The sequence below is a fragment of the Pseudomonas sp. GW821-FHT01E10 genome, assembly GCF_059422365.1.
In genome coordinates this window covers 625010-643873 of sequence record NZ_JBWKWT010000001.1, presented here as the reverse complement: position 1 = coordinate 643873, position 18864 = coordinate 625010, and the positions used below count along the sequence as shown (strand labels likewise).

At 60.9% G+C, this 18864-nt stretch carries 16 protein-coding genes; 11 read left to right on the top strand and 5 right to left on the bottom strand.

Annotated elements, in window-relative coordinates; all coding sequences use genetic code 11:
- The first annotated feature begins 9 nt into the window (after positions 1 to 9).
- Positions 10 to 447 (top strand): hypothetical protein, encoded by a 438-nt coding sequence (locus AC07V0_RS02820; RefSeq protein WP_086945727.1) that lies wholly within the window; start codon positions 10 to 12, stop codon positions 445 to 447.
- A gap of 75 nt (positions 448 to 522) precedes the next feature.
- Here the strand turns inward: AC07V0_RS02820 and ytfE are convergent, their stop codons facing one another.
- Positions 523 to 1197, bottom strand: coding sequence for an iron-sulfur cluster repair protein YtfE (ytfE, locus tag AC07V0_RS02815; RefSeq protein ID WP_086945726.1), 675 nt, complete (start codon positions 1195 to 1197; stop codon positions 523 to 525).
- Between the two features lie 154 nt (positions 1198 to 1351).
- On the opposite strand from ytfE, the gene norR reads away from it, so the two are divergent.
- The 7 genes from norR (at position 1352) to ubiT (ending at position 8057) form a co-directional block, all read left to right on the top strand.
- A complete protein-coding gene (norR, locus tag AC07V0_RS02810; protein ID WP_086945769.1) occupies positions 1352 to 2881 on the top strand; it encodes a nitric oxide reductase transcriptional regulator NorR in 1530 nt (509 codons plus the stop codon).
- A 99-nt stretch (positions 2882 to 2980) separates the two neighbouring features.
- Entirely contained in the window at positions 2981 to 3628 is a 648-nt protein-coding gene (gene pdxH, locus AC07V0_RS02805; RefSeq protein ID WP_086945768.1) for a pyridoxamine 5'-phosphate oxidase, read from the top strand.
- A 162-nt stretch (positions 3629 to 3790) separates the two neighbouring features.
- The gene (moaB, locus tag AC07V0_RS02800) at positions 3791 to 4345 is read left to right on the top strand and encodes a molybdenum cofactor biosynthesis protein B (RefSeq protein ID WP_018927799.1); all 555 of its coding nucleotides are present in this window, start codon (positions 3791 to 3793) and stop codon (positions 4343 to 4345) included.
- Entirely contained in the window at positions 4342 to 5574 is a 1233-nt protein-coding gene (locus tag AC07V0_RS02795; RefSeq protein WP_495019362.1) for a molybdopterin molybdotransferase MoeA, read from the top strand. Before moaB ends, AC07V0_RS02795 begins: the two co-directional genes overlap by 4 nt.
- Positions 5575 to 5696: 122 nt before the next feature.
- Entirely contained in the window at positions 5697 to 6692 is a 996-nt protein-coding gene (gene ubiU / locus AC07V0_RS02790; protein ID WP_018927801.1) for a ubiquinone anaerobic biosynthesis protein UbiU, read from the top strand.
- Between the two features lie 10 nt (positions 6693 to 6702).
- Positions 6703 to 7593: a U32 family peptidase gene (locus AC07V0_RS02785; RefSeq protein ID WP_018927802.1), complete on the top strand. Its 891-nt coding sequence runs from the start codon at positions 6703 to 6705 to the stop codon at positions 7591 to 7593.
- The gene (ubiT, locus tag AC07V0_RS02780) at positions 7587 to 8057 is read left to right on the top strand and encodes a ubiquinone anaerobic biosynthesis accessory factor UbiT (RefSeq protein ID WP_018927803.1); all 471 of its coding nucleotides are present in this window, start codon (positions 7587 to 7589) and stop codon (positions 8055 to 8057) included. Before AC07V0_RS02785 ends, ubiT begins: the two co-directional genes overlap by 7 nt.
- Before the next feature lie 313 nt (positions 8058 to 8370).
- On the opposite strand, the gene AC07V0_RS02775 is transcribed toward ubiT, so the two are convergent.
- From AC07V0_RS02775 to AC07V0_RS02760, 4 genes are all read right to left on the bottom strand, one after another.
- Positions 8371 to 8757 (bottom strand): putative zinc-binding protein, encoded by a 387-nt coding sequence (locus AC07V0_RS02775; protein WP_064617227.1) that lies wholly within the window; start codon positions 8755 to 8757, stop codon positions 8371 to 8373.
- A 74-nt stretch (positions 8758 to 8831) separates the two neighbouring features.
- Positions 8832 to 9506: a Crp/Fnr family transcriptional regulator gene (locus AC07V0_RS02770; RefSeq protein WP_064617229.1), complete on the bottom strand. Its 675-nt coding sequence runs from the start codon at positions 9504 to 9506 to the stop codon at positions 8832 to 8834.
- An 86-nt stretch (positions 9507 to 9592) separates the two neighbouring features.
- A complete protein-coding gene (gene narL, locus AC07V0_RS02765; RefSeq protein ID WP_018927806.1) occupies positions 9593 to 10240 on the bottom strand; it encodes a two-component system response regulator NarL in 648 nt (215 codons plus the stop codon).
- A complete protein-coding gene (locus AC07V0_RS02760) occupies positions 10237 to 12039 on the bottom strand; it encodes a HAMP domain-containing protein (RefSeq protein ID WP_086945724.1) in 1803 nt (600 codons plus the stop codon). Before AC07V0_RS02760 ends, narL begins: the two co-directional genes overlap by 4 nt.
- Before the next feature lie 303 nt (positions 12040 to 12342).
- Here AC07V0_RS02760 and AC07V0_RS02755 point away from each other — a divergent pair, with 303 nt between their 5' ends.
- The 3 genes from AC07V0_RS02755 to AC07V0_RS02745 all read left to right on the top strand — a co-directional run bounded on the left by AC07V0_RS02755 (position 12343) and on the right by AC07V0_RS02745 (position 18864).
- Positions 12343 to 13647: an MFS transporter gene (locus AC07V0_RS02755; RefSeq protein ID WP_018927808.1), complete on the top strand. Its 1305-nt coding sequence runs from the start codon at positions 12343 to 12345 to the stop codon at positions 13645 to 13647.
- A complete protein-coding gene (locus AC07V0_RS02750) occupies positions 13625 to 15022 on the top strand; it encodes a NarK family nitrate/nitrite MFS transporter (RefSeq protein ID WP_064617234.1) in 1398 nt (465 codons plus the stop codon). The genes AC07V0_RS02755 and AC07V0_RS02750 overlap by 23 nt, the downstream gene beginning before the upstream one ends.
- Positions 15023 to 15090: 68 nt before the next feature.
- Positions 15091 to 18864, top strand: a complete 3774-nt coding sequence (locus AC07V0_RS02745; protein WP_086945723.1) for a nitrate reductase subunit alpha — start codon at positions 15091 to 15093, stop codon at positions 18862 to 18864.

Sequence of the window (18864 nt, the reverse complement as noted above, 5' to 3'; positions counted from 1 at the left end):
CTGCCGCTGATGTATCCGTTTTTTCTGGTCGCACACCTGCTGGCAGCAATCGCCTTCATTGGCACGCTGTTTTTCGAGGTGGTCATCTGGCATCGCGCCCGCCAGCCGTTGACGGAGATTGCGCAAGTGACGGCGGATCAGGGGATTGCCCTGCGTTCGCGTAAGGTTCTGCACGGCGTGGTGTTGCTGTTGTATGGCGCCGGCATCGGTTTGGCGTGGCAGTACCGTGGCGCATTGAGTCAGCCGCTGGCCAGCAGTTTTGGTACGTTGCTGAGCCTGAAAATCCTGTTGGCCTTGAGCATCATTGGTCATTACTTGCTGCTGGCCTATTGGCTGACCCACGGGCGCCTGACCGCGACCCGCGCAAGCTGGATTCGCCGCAGCATTCTCGGGCACATGGTGTTGATCGTGATCCTGGCCAAGGCCATGTTCTATTGGCACGGCTGATCGCAATACGTCCCTCATAAACAAAACCCGCGTCATCCGGTTGGATGGCGCGGGTTGGGGGTGGCCGGTAATCGATCAATGGCGGGGGTTCAGGGCATTAATGAACAACACGTTGTTTTCCAGGTGGATGTGTTGCATCAGGTCGTCTTTGAACTCCAGCAGCCCACGGTAGAGCGCACGCCAGGTGTTACAGGCATCGGCGGGCGGGATGATGTGATTGGTCAGGGCGAGCATCTTCTCCAGCGCTTCACCATGTTGATCGTGTTCGAAACGCAGCACCTGGATCGGCGGTGCGGCCTGAGGGCCAACGCCTTGTTGCAGCATCGGGAAGAGCACTTGTTCTTCCTTGAGCATGTGGCCTTCGAGTTCCTGCTGCATGTCTGTCAGCAGATCGGCCAGGCCGTTGGGGCAACTGCTGCGCGCGCCATGGACCTGCTCGACGCGGCGAGCCAGTCGGATCAGCTCCGGCAGTTGCTCGCGGTGGCGGGCGTGGTAGCGCGTCAGAAGGTGGGCGATCAGCAGTTCCGACGGTTCGTTGCGCCAGTCGTGCTGGGTTTCGCCGGCGTCTTGCAGAATCCGCAGGGCGTCGGCAATGAGGACTGGATCGAGGTTTTTGCCAAGGGCCGCGTCACGCAGGCTTTTATGCCCGCCGCAACAGAAGTCCAGTTTGAAGGTGTGAAAGATCCGGGTGGCACCGGGAATGTCGCAGGCCAGTTGGCCGAGGCTTTGTTCCAATAGGGGCTGGCTCATCAGGGTTCCTTGTTTGGGTTTCAACGGTTCCCCAGGCTCATTGCACTCGGCATGCCATTTTTAACGTATTGAAAAACATGGATTAATTTTTAGTTGTGGTGATATTCACCCTGATGCTTCAGGGTAAATACAACCATAGAGGGTGATGACTACCATGCTGCGAGAAAGCCTGGCGGCCGACCTGATCGTCGAGTTGCCCAATGCCGTGCGGTTGCAACGACTGGTCCAGACCCTGCGCGAATACTTCAACAGTGGCGCCGTGGGGTTGTTACGTCTGGATGACGACAGCCTCAGGCCCGTTGCGACGGTGGGGCTGGTTCATGAAGCGTTGGGGCGCCGGTTCGTCATTGCCCAGCATCCTCGGCTGGCGGCAATCATGGCGTCGCGCGAGCCGACCTGGTTCGAGCCCGACAGCCGCCTGCCGGACCCCTACGACGGCTTGCTCGACAACCATGTCGGCGAGCCGCTGCCGGTGCATGACTGCATGGGCGTGAGCCTCTATGTCGAGGGGCGGATCTGGGGCGCGATCACCCTCGATGCGCTGCACGCCGGGACCTTTGACAACCGGGCGCGGGAAGAACTCAAGCGTTGCACTTTGCAGATCGAAGCCGCCGTGCGGGTCACCCGCCTGGAGCAGGAAAACCGCAGCTTGCGCCTGTCCCGCAGCGATCCTCAGGACTTGCGCGTGCCCGTCGGAGAAGGCGAGATCCTTGGGCAAAGTGAGGTGTTGCATCAGTTGCTCAATGAGCTGGATGTACTGGCCGATTCCGATCTGCCGGTATTGCTGCTGGGCGAGACCGGCGTCGGCAAAGAGCTGTTCGCACGGCGCTTGCATCGTCTTTCAAGGCGCCACCACAAACCGCTGATACAGGTTAACTGCGCAGCCTTGCCGGAGTCGCTGGCAGAGAGTGAGTTGTTCGGGCATGTCAAAGGCGCCTTTTCCGGTGCTACGAGTGACCGTGCCGGACGCTTCGACGCCGCCAACGGTGGCACGCTGTTTCTCGATGAAGTCGGGGAGTTGCCCTTGAGTGTGCAAGCGAAATTGCTGCGCACCCTGCAAAACGGCGAGATCCAGCGCCTGGGCGCCGACAAGCCGTTGCACGTCGATGTGCGCATCATCGCCGCCACCAATCGGCACCTGCCGGACAGCATCCGCGATGGCTTGTTTCGCGCCGATCTGTATCACCGCCTCTCGGTGTACCCGGTGCCGATTCCAGCGCTGCGCGAGCGTGGTCACGATGTGTTGATGCTGGCCGGGCATTTTCTGGAGCTCAATCGGGCACGGCTCGGCCTGCGAGGTTTGCGTTTGTCGCCGGCGGCGGAGCGAGCCTTGCTGGCATACACCTGGCCGGGCAATGTGCGCGAACTGGAGCACGTCATCAGTCGGGCCGCATTGAAGCAGCTCAGTCGCGGGACGAGTCGCACATCGATCATGACGCTGGAGCCAGAGGTTCTCGATCTCGACAGCCCGATGGCAGCATCGGGGGCAGAGGTCGAGCCATCCCGGGACATTACGGCTGATCTGCCGTTCCAGCCCTTGGGCGAAGCCGTCGATGATTACCAGCGCAAGAAGATCCTCGAGGCCCTGAGCCTGTCCGGGGACAACTGGGCCAGCGCCGCGCGGATGCTGGAAGTCGACCCCAGCAATTTGCACAAACTGGCGCGGCGCCTGCGTCTGAAGTAGGTCAGGGCGTTGTCGCTTCGACCCTCGGTGTTGATGGCGGTCAAGGTGGTATCGCGCAGTGCCTCGCACACTGCGCAAAACCTTCCGGAGATCACCGTCATGCCCCTGTCCCTGGCCCAAATGCGCCGTAACTACACCCTTAATGGCCTGCAAGATGAGGCTGCGCTGGACGATCCGTTGGCGATGTTCCGGCAATGGCTGCAACAGGCCCGCGACACCGAGTGCGCACCTGTCGAAGCCAATAGCATGGTGCTGGCGACGGTCGATGATGAAGGGCGGCCGCACTGCCGTGTGCTGTTGCTCAAAGGCTTGAGCGATGAAGGTTTTACTTTTTTCGGTAATTACCAGAGCGACAAGGGGCAGCAGCTGGCGGTCAATCCCTATGCCGCCATGACGTTTTTCTGGCCGGGGCTGGAGCGTCAAGTGCGCATCGAAGGCCGGGTGTCCAGGCTCGACCCGCAACTCTCGGATGCATACTTCGATTCCCGCTCGATGGCCAGTCGCCTGGGCGCCTGGGCTTCACCGCAAAGCCGTCCGTTGGCCAGTCGTGCCGCGCTGGAGTCGATGTTGGCGCAGACCATCAAGCGCTTCGTTGGCCAGACCGTTTCGCGTCCCGAGCATTGGGGTGGCTACTGCCTGCACCCTGAACGTCTGGAGTTCTGGCAGGGCCGTGCCGACCGCTTGCATGACCGTCTCGATTACCGGTTGCGAGATGGTGCATGGCAACGGCGCCGCTTGGCGCCTTGAGCGACGAGTAAGTTCCCCCGTAGCAGCCTGCGGCAGCTGCTACGGGCTTGAGTCCCCCATTAATCCATAGACCCCGACGAGGTACCTCCTTGGAGGAATAGGCTCGTTCGCTATTCCGGTTCAGGCTTTGGGCCATACCCTCATCTACGGGAAAGCCTGGATATGGCCCATCTGACGCAACGCAGTTTCGAACCCCTGAACATTGCCGTGCTGACCATCAGCGATACGCGCACCTTTGACACCGACACTTCAGGACAGACCCTGGCGGATTTGCTGCAAACCGCCGGGCATGTGCTGATCGATCGTGGCCTGGTCAAGGACGACATTTATCAGATCCGCGCAACGGTCTCCCAGTGGATCGCCGACCCCCGGGTGCAAGTCATATTGATGACTGGCGGCACCGGTTTCACCGCTCGTGACAACACACCGCAAGCGGTGCTGCCACTGCTGGACAAACATGTGGAAGGCTTCGGCGAATTGTTCCGCCAGGTGTCGCTGGAAGAGATTGGCATGTCCAGTCTGCAGTCCCGGGCACTGGCCGGGATGAGTAACGGTGTTCTGGTGTGCTGCGTTCCTGGCTCGCCGGGTGCCTGCCGGACTGCCTGGAACAAGATTCTGCTCGAGCAACTGGACAGTCGCACCGGCCCGTGTAATTTCGCCCCGCATTTGAAAGCGCAAGCACAGCGGGTCATCGACGCCTGCGAGACACGCTCATGAGCGGCCGGGTGTGCGACCTCGGCAACCTGATGCCCGTGGACGAGGCCATCAGCCGTCTGCTCGACCAGGCACCACCGCCACCCCTGGCGCAAATGGTCCGTCTGGACCAAGCCATGGGGCGGGTACTGGCGGTGGACATTCATTGCCCGGTGAACCTGCCGGCCTGGGACAACAGTGCCATGGACGGGTATGCCCTCAGGGCTGGTGACCTGCCAGCGGAAGGTGGCTGTTTGACGATTGGCGGGCGAATTGCGGCGGGGGATCAGGCGCGCTCGCCCTTGCTTGCGCAGCAAACGGTGCAGATCTTTACCGGCGCGCCATTACCACCGGGTGCCGATACCGTGGTGCCGCAAGAGCGCTGCCGGGTTGAGGGCGAGCGCGTCTGGTTCCCGCCGGTATCTGTTGGCGATCACGTGCGCAAGGAGGGCGAGGAAGTTCGCCGCGGGCATCTGTTGCTCAAGGCCGGCAAACGCCTGCGCGCGCAAGAACTGGGGTTGCTGGCCGGCGCCGGGATCGCCCGGGTCGAGGTCTATCGGCCGTTGCAGGTGTGCCTGCTCAGCAGCGGTAACGAACTGCGTGAGCCGGGCGATCCCTTGGCGCCGGGGCAAATTTACAACAGCAATCGGTATTGCCTCGCCGCGTTGTTGCGCGGCTGGGGCGTCGAGGTGCACGACTATGGCGTCATGGCCGATGAGTTGGTGGCCAGCCGGCATGCCTTGAGCCTGGCGTCTTCGGAATGCGACTTGCTGTTGAGCTCCGGTGGCGTGTCGGTCGGCGAGGAAGATCACCTCAAACAGGCCATCGAGGAACTGGGCAGTGTGGATTTCTGGCGGCTGGCCATCCAGCCGGGTAAGCCATTGGCCTATGGCGAAGTGGCCGGTAAACCGTGGATCGGTATGCCGGGAAACCCGTCAGGGGCGCTGATTACCGCGTTGGTGGTGCGTCCGTTCCTGCTCCGGGCCCAGGGCGTGACTGACGTGCTGCCAGTGCCGTTGGCTGTACCCGCCGGGTTCGACTGGTTGCAGCGTAACAAGCGTCGACAATACCTGCGGGCCAGGTTGATTCCCGGTGCCGATGGCCAGTTGAGTGTGGAACTGCACCCTCAGCAAAGCTCGGCCATGTTGACCGCCGCGTGCTGGGCCGACGGGCTGGCGGTGATCGAGTGCGAGCAGCAAGTGCTCAAGCACGACAACGTGATGTTCCTGTCCTTCGCCGACCTGATGCAGTGATGGCAATTGATTGCCGTCAAGGCTGTGCCTGCCGGTCTGGCTAGACTGGCAGCGCCTTTTTCGAAGGGTGCGCCACAGACGCCGGGCGCTGCCCCGGACGCGTAATTTCATGAGGATTACCCATGCAACTGGTCTGCCCGGCAGGGAATCTGCCTGCGCTTAAAGCGGCGGTGCGCCAAGGCGCCGATGCCGTGTATGTCGGCTTTCGCGATGACACCAATGCCCGGCATTTCGCGGGGTTGAACATGGACGACAAACAGTTCGACGCCGCCGTCGCCCACATCCGCCAACATCAACGCAAACTCTACGTCGCGGTCAACACGTACCCACAACCCAAGGGTTGGGAGCGCTGGCAACGGGCGGTGGATCGTGCCGCCGATTTCGGCGTCGATGCGCTGATCGCCGCCGACCCCGGGGTGCTCGACTATGCCAGTCAGCGTCACCCGCAATTGGCCCTGCACCTGTCGGTTCAGGGGTCGGCAACCCATGCCGCGGCGCTGGAATTTTATGCGCAGCGCTACGGCATTCGTCGCGCGGTATTGCCACGGGTGTTGTCGTTGGCGCAGGTACGTCAAGTCGCCGCCAGCAGCTCGGTGCCCATCGAAGTCTTTGGCTTCGGCAGCTTGTGCATCATGGCCGAAGGGCGTTGCCACCTGTCTTCCTACATTACCGGTGAGTCGCCGAACCTGTGCGGTGTCTGTTCGCCAGCCAAAGCCGTGCGTTGGAGCGAGGACGCCGAAGGCTTGAGCGCGCGCCTCAGCGAAGTGCTGATCGATCGCTACACCCCTGACGAATCGGCCGGTTACCCGACCTTGTGCAAAGGCCGTTTTCTGGTCGATGGCAAACGCTTTCATGCGCTGGAGGAGCCCACCAGCCTCGACACCCTGGACTTGCTCCCGGAATTGACGGCCATTGGCGTCGAAGCGGTGAAAATCGAGGGCCGCCAACGCAGCCCGGCGTATGTCGAACAAGTCACCCGGGTCTGGCGCGCGGCACTGGACGCTCACCGTGGCGCGCCCGGCAGTTTTCGGGTCAAGGAAGAATGGCGTCAGGTGCTGGCCGGTTTGTCCGAAGGCAGCCAGACCACCCTGGGCGCTTATCATCGATCATGGCAATGAGGGACGCGACATGAAGCTCAGCCTGGGACCGGTCCTGTTTTATTGGGACAAAGAGCAACTCAGCAACTTTTACGCCGACATGTCGACCTTGCCCCTGGACGTGATTTATCTGGGGGAAACCGTGTGCTCCAAACGCCGGGCCTTTTCCCTGGATCAATGGCTGGGGCTGGGGCGCGAGTTACAGGAATGCAGCCAGGCACAGTTGGTGCTTTCCAGCCTGACGCTGATCGAGGCTGCCTCCGAACTCTCCAGCCTGCGCCGGCTGTGCGACAACGGCGAGTTGTTGGTGGAGGCCAACGACATGGGCGCGGTGCATTTCCTGGCCGAGCGCAAGTTACCGTTCGTGGGCGGCCCGGCGCTCAATCTGTACAACGGCCACTCATTGGCACAATTACTCGACAGCGGAATGACTCGCTGGGTGCCGCCCGTGGAGTGTTCGGCGACGCTGATCAGCGACGTGATCGGGCAAGTGCGCGAGCTGGGCCGTGCAGTGCCGGAAGTTGAAATCTTCGCCTATGGGCACCTGCCGTTGGCCTATTCCGCCCGCTGCTTCACTGCCCGTGCAGAAAACCGGCCCAAGGACGACTGCCGGTTCTGCTGCATCAACTACCCCGATGGCCTGGCGCTGACCAGCCAGGAGGGGCAACCACTGTTTACCCTTAACGGTATTCAAACGATGTCGGCCGAGGTGACCAACCTGCTGGCCGATTACGCCGGACTGGTGGCCTGTGGTGCCGATCTGTTGCGCTTGAGCCCTCGTGCTCAGGGCATGGACGAAGTGATCGCGGCCTATCAACGGGTTCGTCTGGGCGAAACACCGCCGCTGTTCGTCGAAGGTTGCAATGGCTATTGGCATGGTCAGGCCGGCATGCTGCGCGTCGAGGAGGTTGGCCTGTGCTGAATCGAAAGAAGTGGCTGTTGAAAGGCGCCGACCGGTTGTTGCCACTGGTGCGCCGGGTGCCTTTTGCCGTGCAGCGCCTGGCGTTGCAGCAGACGCTGAATCGCTGCCTCGCCGAGCCATTGCGCGAGGGCGAGTTCGAAGTGCTGCGCGGGCGCTGGCTGTGCTTGCGGATTCCGGACCTGGGTTTGTCCTGGTACCTGACGCTCAGTCGTCAGGGCTTGCGGATTGCCGAGCACGCTACGGCGAACGTGACCATCAGCGGTAACTGGCGCGAATTTTTATTGCTGGCCAGCCGTCAGGAAGATCCCGACACGTTGTTCTTTCGCCGGCGGCTGGTCATCGAGGGTGATACCGAACTGGGGCTGGCGCTGAAGAACCTGATTGACAGCCTTGATCCCGATGTTCTGCCCGTGTGGTTGTGGCGCAATCTGGAGCGAGCGGGGAAGGGCTTGGCGGCGGGATGACCAACGTAGATTAAATGTGGGAGCGAGCAGGTCGAATCGTCGCACCGCCGCTCCCACAGTTGGATTTTCGTTGGCCCTCAGGCCATCGTTTACTGTAATGCTGTTCACTTAAGCCGTAATGCGATCTGTAGCAGCTGTCGAGCCTGCGAGGCTGCGTTCGGCGGCGAAGCCGTCGTGAATCCGGCTAGTGCGGTCTGCCTGACACGCCGCAATCACTGGTTTGACGACGGCTTCGCCGCCGAACGCAGCCTTCGGCAGCTGCTACAAAGAATGCGTCGCGGCTGAAATTGCTTAAGTGAACAGCATTAATCGTTTACTGGCGGCTTCCGTGCTGTCGGGCATCACTGGCAATCAACTGCCTGATCCCTTCAAACAACTCATCACTCTGCGCCAGCGTGCAGTCCTCGCCATAGCGTTTGCGCAGCCCGTAGTGGCTGAGGATCAGGTGCACGTCCGCGTGCAGGCCATGTTGCTTGAGGCAGTTCTCGACGCATTGCAGCGGGCAGCCGTCCAGCGCGAAGATCCGGCGCCCCGAGCGCGCTTTGTTGACCAGCGCTGCCACATGCCCGCCGACACCAACGATGCAGGACATTTCAGCGAGACCACTGCGATCCAGGCGCACGGCCAGGGTGTTGGCCAGTTGGGCGACGTTGGAGCAGCCTGAGCAGGAGTAAACCAAAGGCAGGGTTGAACGGGGCATTTGCACTCTCCGTGGATGGGCTCTGTCAGTGTGCAAGAGGTGTGGATGGGCGCCTTGATGACGGTCAATTCCGACTATTGGAAAGCGGCCAGTTCCTTTTCGGCGAGGATGCTGATGTGGCGTCGTTCCATGGCAATCAGGCCGCTTTCCACCAGGCGATGCAGTATCCGCGAAAAGGTTTCCGGCTGAATTCCCAGCTTCGACGCCACCAGGCGTTTGGACATCTGCAAGACAATCTGGCCGGTTACCGGGTGGCGTTCCTGGAACAGGAAATTGATCACCCGACGGCTCGCACTGGCCATGGTCAAGGTATCGATATCGCGCAGACGCAGGTGCAGGTGAACGCTCATGCTCGCCAGGATGGCCAGGCAGACTCTCGGCTGGTCCTCCAGGGCATTGCGGTAATGGTTGCCGTCGATGCTCACCAGCACGCTGTCCTTCAGCGCGGTGGCGCTCACCGGATACAGACGAGCCTGGCTGAACAGCAAGGCTTCGGCAAAAGTCTGGCCGGGCTGAATGATCTCCACCAGGTTCTCCTGGCCTTCGCCGGTGAGCCGGTACAACTTGACCTGGCCGCTGACCAGCAGGAAAAAACGCCTGGCCGGATCCCCTTGATGCATGAGCGTACTGTGACAACTCAGGCGTTTGAGCATGGCCAGGCCGCAGACTTCCTCGAAGACTTTCTCCGGCAGTTGGCTGAACAGATGATGACGGCGCAACGTTAAAACGATGGAAGGGTGAGTCAGCATGGCGTACCTCCGCTGACGACCATAGTAGAGAGCGCAGGCTCGATGACCTATGCCTCTGCAGGCCTACCTCCAAAGAGGAATACCCTTCAGCCGGCGTTGCGCAGATGTTCCATGGCCCACACCGCCGCCTCTACTCGTGAGCGCAAGCCGAGTTTGTGCAACAGGTTTTTGACGTGAACCTTGACCGTGCCTTCGGTGATGCCCAGTTTGTGCCCGATGACCTTGTTGCTGAAGCCGCTGGCGATGGTTTTCAGCACCTGACGCTCACGCTCGGTCAGTTCCACCACGGCCTGACGCGCAGGAGCACGCAGTGCTTGCGCCATGACTTGGGTCAGTCCCGGGCTGATCACCAGCGCGCCGTTCAGGGCATCGCGGATGTACTGAATCAACAATTCGGGCTCCATGTCCTTGAGCAGATAGCCGTCGGCATCCAGGCGCAATGCATCGCGAATATCGTCTTCGGCGTCCGATACCGTAAACAGCAGGACTTTGCCGGTGTAGTGCATGGCTCGTAGCCGGCGCAGGGTTTCGATGCCATTCATTTGCGGCATGTTGTTGTCGAGCAAAACCAGGTCCGGCTGAAGCGGCTCAATCAGACTGAGTGCTTCTTCACCCTGGCTGGCTTCGCCGACGATCAGGAAATCATCTTCGAGTTCGAGCATCTGGCGAATGCCGTGACGCATCATCGGGTGATCGTCTACCAGCAGGATTTTGTGTTGTGGGGACGGGGTCATGTGGCGCTACCTTCTGTTTGCTGCCCGAGAAACTCCGGGTGGAATTCCAGTTGGACACGGGTGCCTTGGGGCTCCCTGGAAAATATCTGCAGTTGGCCGCGCAGGCTGCGAGCCCGCTCATCCATGATGTTCAGGCCGTGGTGTTCGCGCTGGTCGACATTGCCACTGAACCCACGCCCGTCGTCTTCGACCGACAACCTTACGGTCTCGCCATCCTGGCGCAGTTGCAGCCAGGCGTTTTGCGCATGGGCGTGGCGCAGGCAGTTGGAGAGCGCCTCGCGGGTGATCTGCAAAATGTGGATTTGTTCGCTGGCCGATAGCTGAAAGGCCAGCGTGTCGACGTGCAGGTGCACCTGAAATTCTCCGCGACGGGAAAACTCCTCGGCCGTGTCCTTGAGTTCCTGTACCAGTCCCGCGTCGTGAATCTGCAAGCGAAACGTGGTCAGCAACTCGCGCAACTGGCGATAGGCATTGTTCAGTCCCTCGCGCAATTCGCTGGTGACGGTTTCCAGGGTCTGGACCGGTTCGCCCCGGCGCATCAGGGTTTGCATGCGGCTGACTTGCAGCTTCATGTAGGACAGGGCCTGGGCCAGTGAATCGTGCAGCTCGCGGGCGATGATCGTGCGTTCTTCGAGCAGTAGCAGGCGATGATCCTGTTCCCGTTGACGCTTGAGCGAGAGCGAGGTGCCGATCAGATTGGCCAGGGCCTGGATCAGTTGGGTTTCCCAGGCTTGCATGGGGTGCCCGTCGACAAAGTGCGCCTTGAGTTCCCCCAGTTCACTGCCCTGGTTGCTGATGCTGAAGATTTGCGGGTTGGTTTTAGGGTGTCGCTGGCACGTGGCGCAGTCGCTACTGGCGCAGACTTCCCGGATGTTCGCGCCATGCAGGGCGAGCAGCTGCTGGGCCGGTGCCTGCATCTGCCCTTGCAGGCACAGCGACAGGCGCAAGCCGGGCAGGCGTTGCTGGAAGCGCCGAATCAACTCATCCAGGCCTTCGGCATTGGCCAGGCGTGTGGCCAGGCTTCGGCTGCTTTGATACAGAAGCTCCAGGGCGGCATTGGCTTGTTGCAGGTTCAGGGTTTTTTGCCGGACCTGACTTTCCAGGGTGCGATGCGACTCTTCGATCGTCTCGGCCATGGTGTTGAAACTCATGGCCAACTGGCCCAGCTCATCCTCGGACTGATGGTTGACCCGCACCTTGAAGTCGCCGCGACGAAAGCGCTGGGTTGCATCCACCAACTCCTTCAAAGGGGTAACGACGCCGTACTGCAGTTCGTAGAGCCCGAGCAGCAGGACGATCATGGTGGTGAACAGGGCCAGGCCCTGGATCGCCTGTTGCCAGCCTTGCTTTTGTTCGCTTTGGCGTTGCAACAGATCGACGAACTGGTTCAGTTGCTCAACGAAGGACTGCGCCTGGGCCTGAAAGGCCGCCGCATCGCCGCGCTCCAGTGCCGGACGCAAATCCTCATTCCAGTGTTGCTGGATTTGCCCATAACTGAGTTGCAATGCGGTGGTCGGGCCATCTTCCAGTACCGCTTTGAGAGAGTGGCTGTCCAAGCGGTTTTGCAGGCTGTCGATGATGGTGGTGATTTCTTCGTCGGCGACGCCAGCGGCGAGTTTCCAGCTCAGGTGATAGGTCTCCATGCGCACCGAGCCTGCGGTGTTGATGGCAGCGGCATCGCCCTGGCTGAACCAGGCGATCAGCCCGGCGCTCAATGAACTGGCGAGCGCCAGCACGGCGATCAGGATCACCGCCAGCCCGGCGCGAGCGGGCAGGGAGCTGCGCAACCAGCGGATCATCGGCGCAGGTCCGGGAAAGCGATAAGAAAACAGAGCATGCACGTTCCAGCGTGGGGTTTTGCCGCCGTTCCTGGGCGAGCTACCTCTAAAGAGTTGTCGACAGTTCCTTGTCGGCAAAAGCGTGGGTTGAAACCCTTAACAAGCTGATAAATAAAGGTTTTCAAGGTTTTCTAGCACTACCTCCTTGGAGGTAGGCGGGCTAAGCATAGGCTTAGGGCCACATGGGCATCGTTGACCTGGGTCAAGTTTTTGCGGGGTTTGCCTCTCTAGTCTGCCGCCATGGCTAATTGACGGGAGAGCATTGTGACCCAACCGCGTGTACGACAAGGCTTGGTGCTGGGCATGAGCACGCTGGCCTTCACTGTGTGCTTCATGGTCTGGATGATGTTTGCCGTGCTCGGCGTGCCGATCAAGGAATTGCTCCAGCTCAACGAAACCCAATTCGGCCTGCTGGCCGCGACCCCGGTGCTGACCGGCTCGCTGGTGCGTTTGCCGCTGGGGTTGCTGACCGACCGATTTGGCGGGCGCAGCGTGTTTTTCCTGCTGATGCTGACTTGCGTCACGCCGCTGTACTTGATCAGTCACGCCACCGCCTACTGGCAGTTCCTGGTACTGGGTTTGTTCGTCGGCCTGGCCGGTGGCTCGTTTTCCGTTGGGATTGCCTACGTCGCCAAATGGTTCGACAAGGAGAACCAGGGCTTCGCCATGGGCATCTTCGGTGCCGGTAACGCCGGGTCGGCGGTGACCAAGTTCCTGGCCCCGGCGCTGATCGCCGCCGGCAGCTGGCAGCTGGTGCCGAAAGTCTTCAGTGCGATCTTGTTTATCACTGCGCTGCTGTTCTGGTTCCTGACCTCAGAAAACAAGGGCCATCGTAGTGCCACGGGCGCCAGCTTGCGTGAGCAACTGCGCTCGCTGAAGGATCCTGCGGTGTGGCGCTACTGCCAGTACTACTCGATCGTCTTCGGCGGCTACGTTGCCCTGGCACTGTGGATGACCAAGTACTACGTGCAGGAATACGGTTTCAGCTTGCAAAGCGCGGCGCTGCTGGCGGCCTGTTTTTCCCTGCCCGGCGGCGTACTGCGTGCTGTCGGCGGCTGGATGTCGGATCGCTGGGGGGCGCAAAGCGTGACCTGGTGGGTGTTGTGGGTCAGCTGGATCTGCCTGTTCCTGCTCTCGTATCCCCAGACCCAACTGCAAGTGCAGACCATCGACGGTCCGCTGGATTTCCACATTGGCCTGAGCCCCGCGTTGTTCACCGTGCTGCTGTTCGTCATGGGCATCGCCTTCGCATTCGGCAAGGCCTCGGTTTTCAAATACATCGCCAATGAATACCCGAAAAACATGGGCGCGGTGTCCGGCATCGTTGGCCTGGCGGGTGGCCTGGGCGGTTTCGTGCTGCCGATCCTGTTCGGCGCCCTGGTGGACCTCACCGGCGTGCGTTCTTCCTGCTTCATGTTGATGTACGGCGTGGTCTGGGTCTCCCTCACCTGGATGTACTTCAGCGAAATACGCAAAAGCCCGGTGCTTGGTAAAGAGCCGCTGCTGATCCCGTCCCCGATTTCCAGCATTGCCCAAGGAGAAGAACATGTCCGTTCTGCAAACGCCTGACAAAGGCCCGGTCATTCATGACTGGCGCCCCGAGGACCCCGCGTTCTGGGGAAGTAGCGGCAAACAGACCGCCACTCGCAACTTGTGGATTTCCATTCCTGCGCTGTTGTTGGCCTTTGCGGTGTGGATGGTCTGGAGCACGGTGATTGTGCGCTTGAACGCCATCGGCTTCAGCTTCACCACCGACCAACTGTTCTGGCTGGCGGCATTGCCGGGGCTGTCCGGTGCGACCTTGCGGGTCTTCTATTCCTTTATGGTGCCGATCTTCGGCGGCCGGCGCTGGACCGCCCTGAGCACTGCGTCGCTGCTGCTGCCATCGATCTGGATGGGCTTCGCCGTGCAGGACCCGAGCACCTCATACAGCGTGTTCGTGTTGATTGCCTTGCTCTGCGGTTTCGGTGGCGGCAACTTCGCCTCGAGCATGTCCAACATCAGCTTCTTCTATCCCAAGTCCCAGCAGGGCACCGCTCTGGGCCTCAACGCCGGACTGGGCAACCTGGGCGTCTCGGTGATGCAGTTCTGTGTGCCGCTGGTGATTACCTTCGGTGTGTTCGGCTTCATGGGCGGCTCGCCGCAAGCGTTGCCGGACGGCGGTCAGTTGTGGCTGCAGAACGCCGGGTTCATCTGGGTGCCATTTATCGTCCTGGTGACAGTGTTGGCCTGGTTCGGCATGAATGACCTGTCCAGCGCCCGGGCCTCGTTCAGCGAACAGGCGGTGATCTTCAAGCGCAAGCACAACTGGCTGATGTGCTGGTTGTACCTGGCGACCTTCGGTTCGTTCATCGGCTTTTCCGCCGCGTTTCCGCTGCTGATCAAAACCTCCTTTCCGGATGTCATCGCCTTGAAATTCGCCTTCCTTGGCCCATTGGTCGGTGCGCTGGTACGGCCATTGGGCGGCTGGCTGGCGGACAAGCTCGGTGGCGCGAAAGTGACCCTGTGGAACTTCGTGGCGATGATCGCGATGGTCTTCGGCGTGATGCACTTCTTGCCGCAGAACGGCGCGGGCGGAAGCTTCTACGGCTTCCTCGGCTTGTTCATGCTGCTGTTCATCACCACTGGCGTGGGCAACGGCTCCACCTTCCGGATGATCCCGGTGATCTTCCGCACGCAGCACGAAAAAGCCTCGGCCGGGAAATCGCCAGCCGTGCGTGAACAGGCGCTCAAGGATGCCGGCAAGGAATCGGCCGCCGTCCTGGGCTTCAGTTCGGCCATGGGCGCCTTCGGTGCGTTCTTCATTCCCAAATCCTTCGGCACTTCGATGGCCCAGACCGGCGGCCCTGAGATGGCCTTCTACATGTTCGTCGTTTTTTACCTGAGCTGCATCGTGGTGACCTGGTGGTGGTACGCGCGCAAAGGCGCCGCGACACCCTGCTGAGACGACCTGAATCCAACCATTGCGTGGGCGGGGCGCAGAACCCCGCAGCAAGCCTGAGAGGACACACCGTGAGTCATTTACTGGATCAACTGCGGTTTTTCAATCGCAAGCAAAACGAGTTTTCCGATGGTCATGGAGAGACTCGCAAAGAGTCTCGCGACTGGGAGAACGTCTACCGTTCGCGCTGGCAGTACGACAAGATCGTGCGTTCCACCCATGGGGTGAACTGCACCGGCTCGTGCTCGTGGAAAATCTACGTCAAGAACGGCCTGATCACCTGGGAAACCCAGCAGACCGATTACCCGCGCACCCGCAACGATTTGCCTAACCACGAACCCCGCGGTTGCCCGCGTGGCGCCAGTTACAGCTGGTACATCTACAGCGCCAACCGCCTCAAGTACCCGAAAATCCGCAAGCCGTTGCTCAAGCTCTGGCGCGAGGCGCGGCAGACCATGGCGCCGGTGGAAGCCTGGGCCAGCATTGTCGAGAACAAGGCCAAGGCCGACTCCTATAAAAGCAAGCGCGGCATGGGGGGCTTCATTCGCTCCAACTGGGAGGAAGTCAACGAGATCATTGCCGCGTCCAACGTCTACACCATCAAGCAATACGGCCCGGACCGGATCGTCGGTTTCTCGCCGATTCCGGCCATGTCGATGGTCAGCTATGCCGCGGGTTCGCGTTATCTGTCGCTGATCGGCGGTGCGTGCCTGAGTTTCTATGACTGGTACTGCGACTTGCCACCGGCCTCGCCGATGGTCTGGGGCGAGCAAACCGACGTGCCGGAATCGGCCGACTGGTACAACTCCAACTACATCATTGCCTGGGGCTCCAACGTCCCGCAGACCCGTACCCCCGATGCGCACTTTTTTACCGAAGTCCGTTACAAGGGCACCAAGACCGTCGCCATCACCCCCGACTACTCGGAAGTCGCCAAGCTCACCGACCTGTGGCTCAACCCCAAGCAGGGTACCGATGCGGCGCTGGCCCAGGCGTTCAATCATGTGATCTTCAAAGAGTTTCACCTGGACAAACCGAGCGCGTATTTCACCGACTACGCCAAGCGCTTCACCGATTTGCCGGTGCTGGTGCTGCTCAAACAAATGGTCGACAAGGCGCCGGGCGCCGGTTACCAGCCGGACCGTTTCTTGCGCGCCTCGGACCTTACCGACAACCTCGGCCAGGAAAACAACCCGGAATGGAAAACCATCGCGCTGGATGTCAGCGGTGAACTGGTTTCTCCTCAGGGCTCCATCGGTTATCGCTGGGGCGAGAAGGGCAAGTGGAACATCCTGCCTCGTGAAGGCGGCGAAGGGCGTGAGATCGATCTGAAGCTGAGCCTGATCGGCGATGACGTCGCCGAAGTGGCGTTCCCGTATTTCGCTGGCGAGTCCCACGAGCACTTCCAGCACGTCGCTGGCGATGCCGTGCAATACCGCCGCGTGCCGGTGCACAACGTGGTACTGGCCGATGGCAGTGTGGCCAAAGTCGCCACTGTGTTCGACCTGTCGGCCGCCAATCTGGCGATCGATCGTGGCCTGGGTGGCGCTAACGTCGCCAAGGACTACAACGACGCAAGCGTACCTGGCACCCCGGCCTGGCAGGAGCAGATCACCGGCGTCAGCCGTGAGAAAGCGATCCAGATCGCCCGCGAGTTCGCCGATAACGCCGACAAGACCAAGGGGCGCTCGATGATCATCGTCGGCGCGGCGATGAACCACTGGTACCACATGGACATGAACTACCGCGGGCTGATCAACATGCTCATGCTCTGCGGGTGTGTCGGTCAGACCGGTGGTGGTTGGGCGCACTACGTCGGCCAGGAAAAGCTGCGTCCGCAGTGCGGCTGGCTGCCGCTGGCGTTCGGCCTGGACTGGAACCGTCCGCCACGGCAGATGAACGGCACCAGCTTCTTCTACGCGCACAGCTCGCAATGGCGCCACGAGAAAATGAGCATGCACGATGTGCTCTCGCCGTTGGCCGACAAGTCGCAATTCCCCGAGCATGCCCTGGACTACAACATCCGTGCCGAACGCGCCGGCTGGTTGCCCAGCGCACCGCAACTCAACACCAACCCGCTGCACATTTGCCGCGATGCCGCGGCAGCCGGCATGGACCCGAAAGACTACGTGGTCAAGTCGCTGCAAGACGGCTCGCTGCGCTTCTCCTGCGAACAGCCGGACAGCCCGGTGAACTTCCCGCGCAACATGTTTATCTGGCGTTCCAACCTGCTGGGCTCCTCGGGCAAGGGCCACGAGTACATGCTCAAGTACCTGCTCGGCACCAAGAATGGGGTGATGAACGAAGACATCGGCCAGGTCGGGGATTGCAAACCCGAAGAAGCCGAATGGGTGGACGAGGGCGCCATCGGCAAGCTCGATCTGGTCACCACGCTGGATTTCCGCATGTCCTCGACCTGCGTCTATTCCGACATCGTCTTGCCGACCGCGACCTGGTACGAAAAGGACGACATGAACACCTCGGACATGCACCCGTTCATTCACCCGCTGTCGGCCGCCATCGACCCGGCGTGGGAATCGCGTTCCGACTGGGAAATCTACAAAGGCATCGCCAAGGCCTTTTCCAGCATGGCTGAAGGGCATCTGGGCGTTGAGAAGGACCTGGTGACCATCCCGCTGATGCACGACAGCGTCGGTGAACTGGCTCAACCTTTTGGCGGCACCGACTGGAAAAGCGCCGGCGTGGCCCCGGTGCCAGGCAAGAACGCGCCGAACCTGCATGTGGTGGAGCGTGATTACCCGAATATTTACAAGCAGTTTTCCTCGCTGGGACCATTGCTGGAAAAACACGGCAACGGTGGCAAGGGCATCAACTGGAACACCGACGCCGAAGTGAAATTCCTCGGTGCGCTCAATCACCGCGAAGGGGCTGCCGGGATCAGTCATGGTCGGCCGAAAATCGACTCGGCGATCGATGCTGCTGAAGTGATTCTGTCCCTGGCGCCGGAAACCAATGGCCATGTCGCCGTCAAGGCCTGGGCTGCGTTGTCGGAATTTACCGGCATCGATCACAGCCACCTGGCGTTATCCAAGGAACACGAGGCGATCCGATTCCGCGACATTCAGGCGCAGCCGCGCAAGATCATTTCCAGCCCTACCTGGTCGGGTCTCGAAGACGATCACGTCAGCTACAACGCCGGCTACACCAACGTTCACGAAGCCATCCCATGGCGCACCATCACCGGTCGCCAGCAGTTCTACCAGGATCACCCGTGGATGCAGGCATTCGGCGAGCAACTGATGAGTTACCGCCCGCCGGTCAACACCCGCACCATTGCAGGAGTGAAAGGCAAGCGCAGCAACGGCGAGACCGAAATCGTCCTGAACTGGATTACTCCGCACCAGAAATGGGGCATCCACAGCACTTACAGCGACAACCTGCTGATGCTGACCCTCAGCCGCGGCGGGCCGATTGTCTGGCTCTCGGAGAACGACGCGAAACGCGCCGGCATTGAAGACAACGACTGGATCGAATGCTTCAACGCCAACGGCGCGCTGACCGCACGAGCGGTGGTCAGCCAGCGGGTCAAGGACGGCATGGTGATGATGTACCACGCCCAGGAACGGATCGTGAACGTGCCTGGTTCGGAAACCACCAAGACCCGCGGCGGCCACCACAACTCGGTCACCCGCGTGGTGCTCAAACCGACCCACATGATCGGCGGCTATGCACAGCAGGCCTACGGTTTCAACTATTACGGCACGGTCGGTTGCAACCGCGATGAATTCGTCGTGGTACGCAAAATGGCCAAAGTCGACTGGCTCGATGGCTCAAACGGCGATGACCTGCCGCGTCCTCTGCCGACCGATATCGAGGAGAACTGA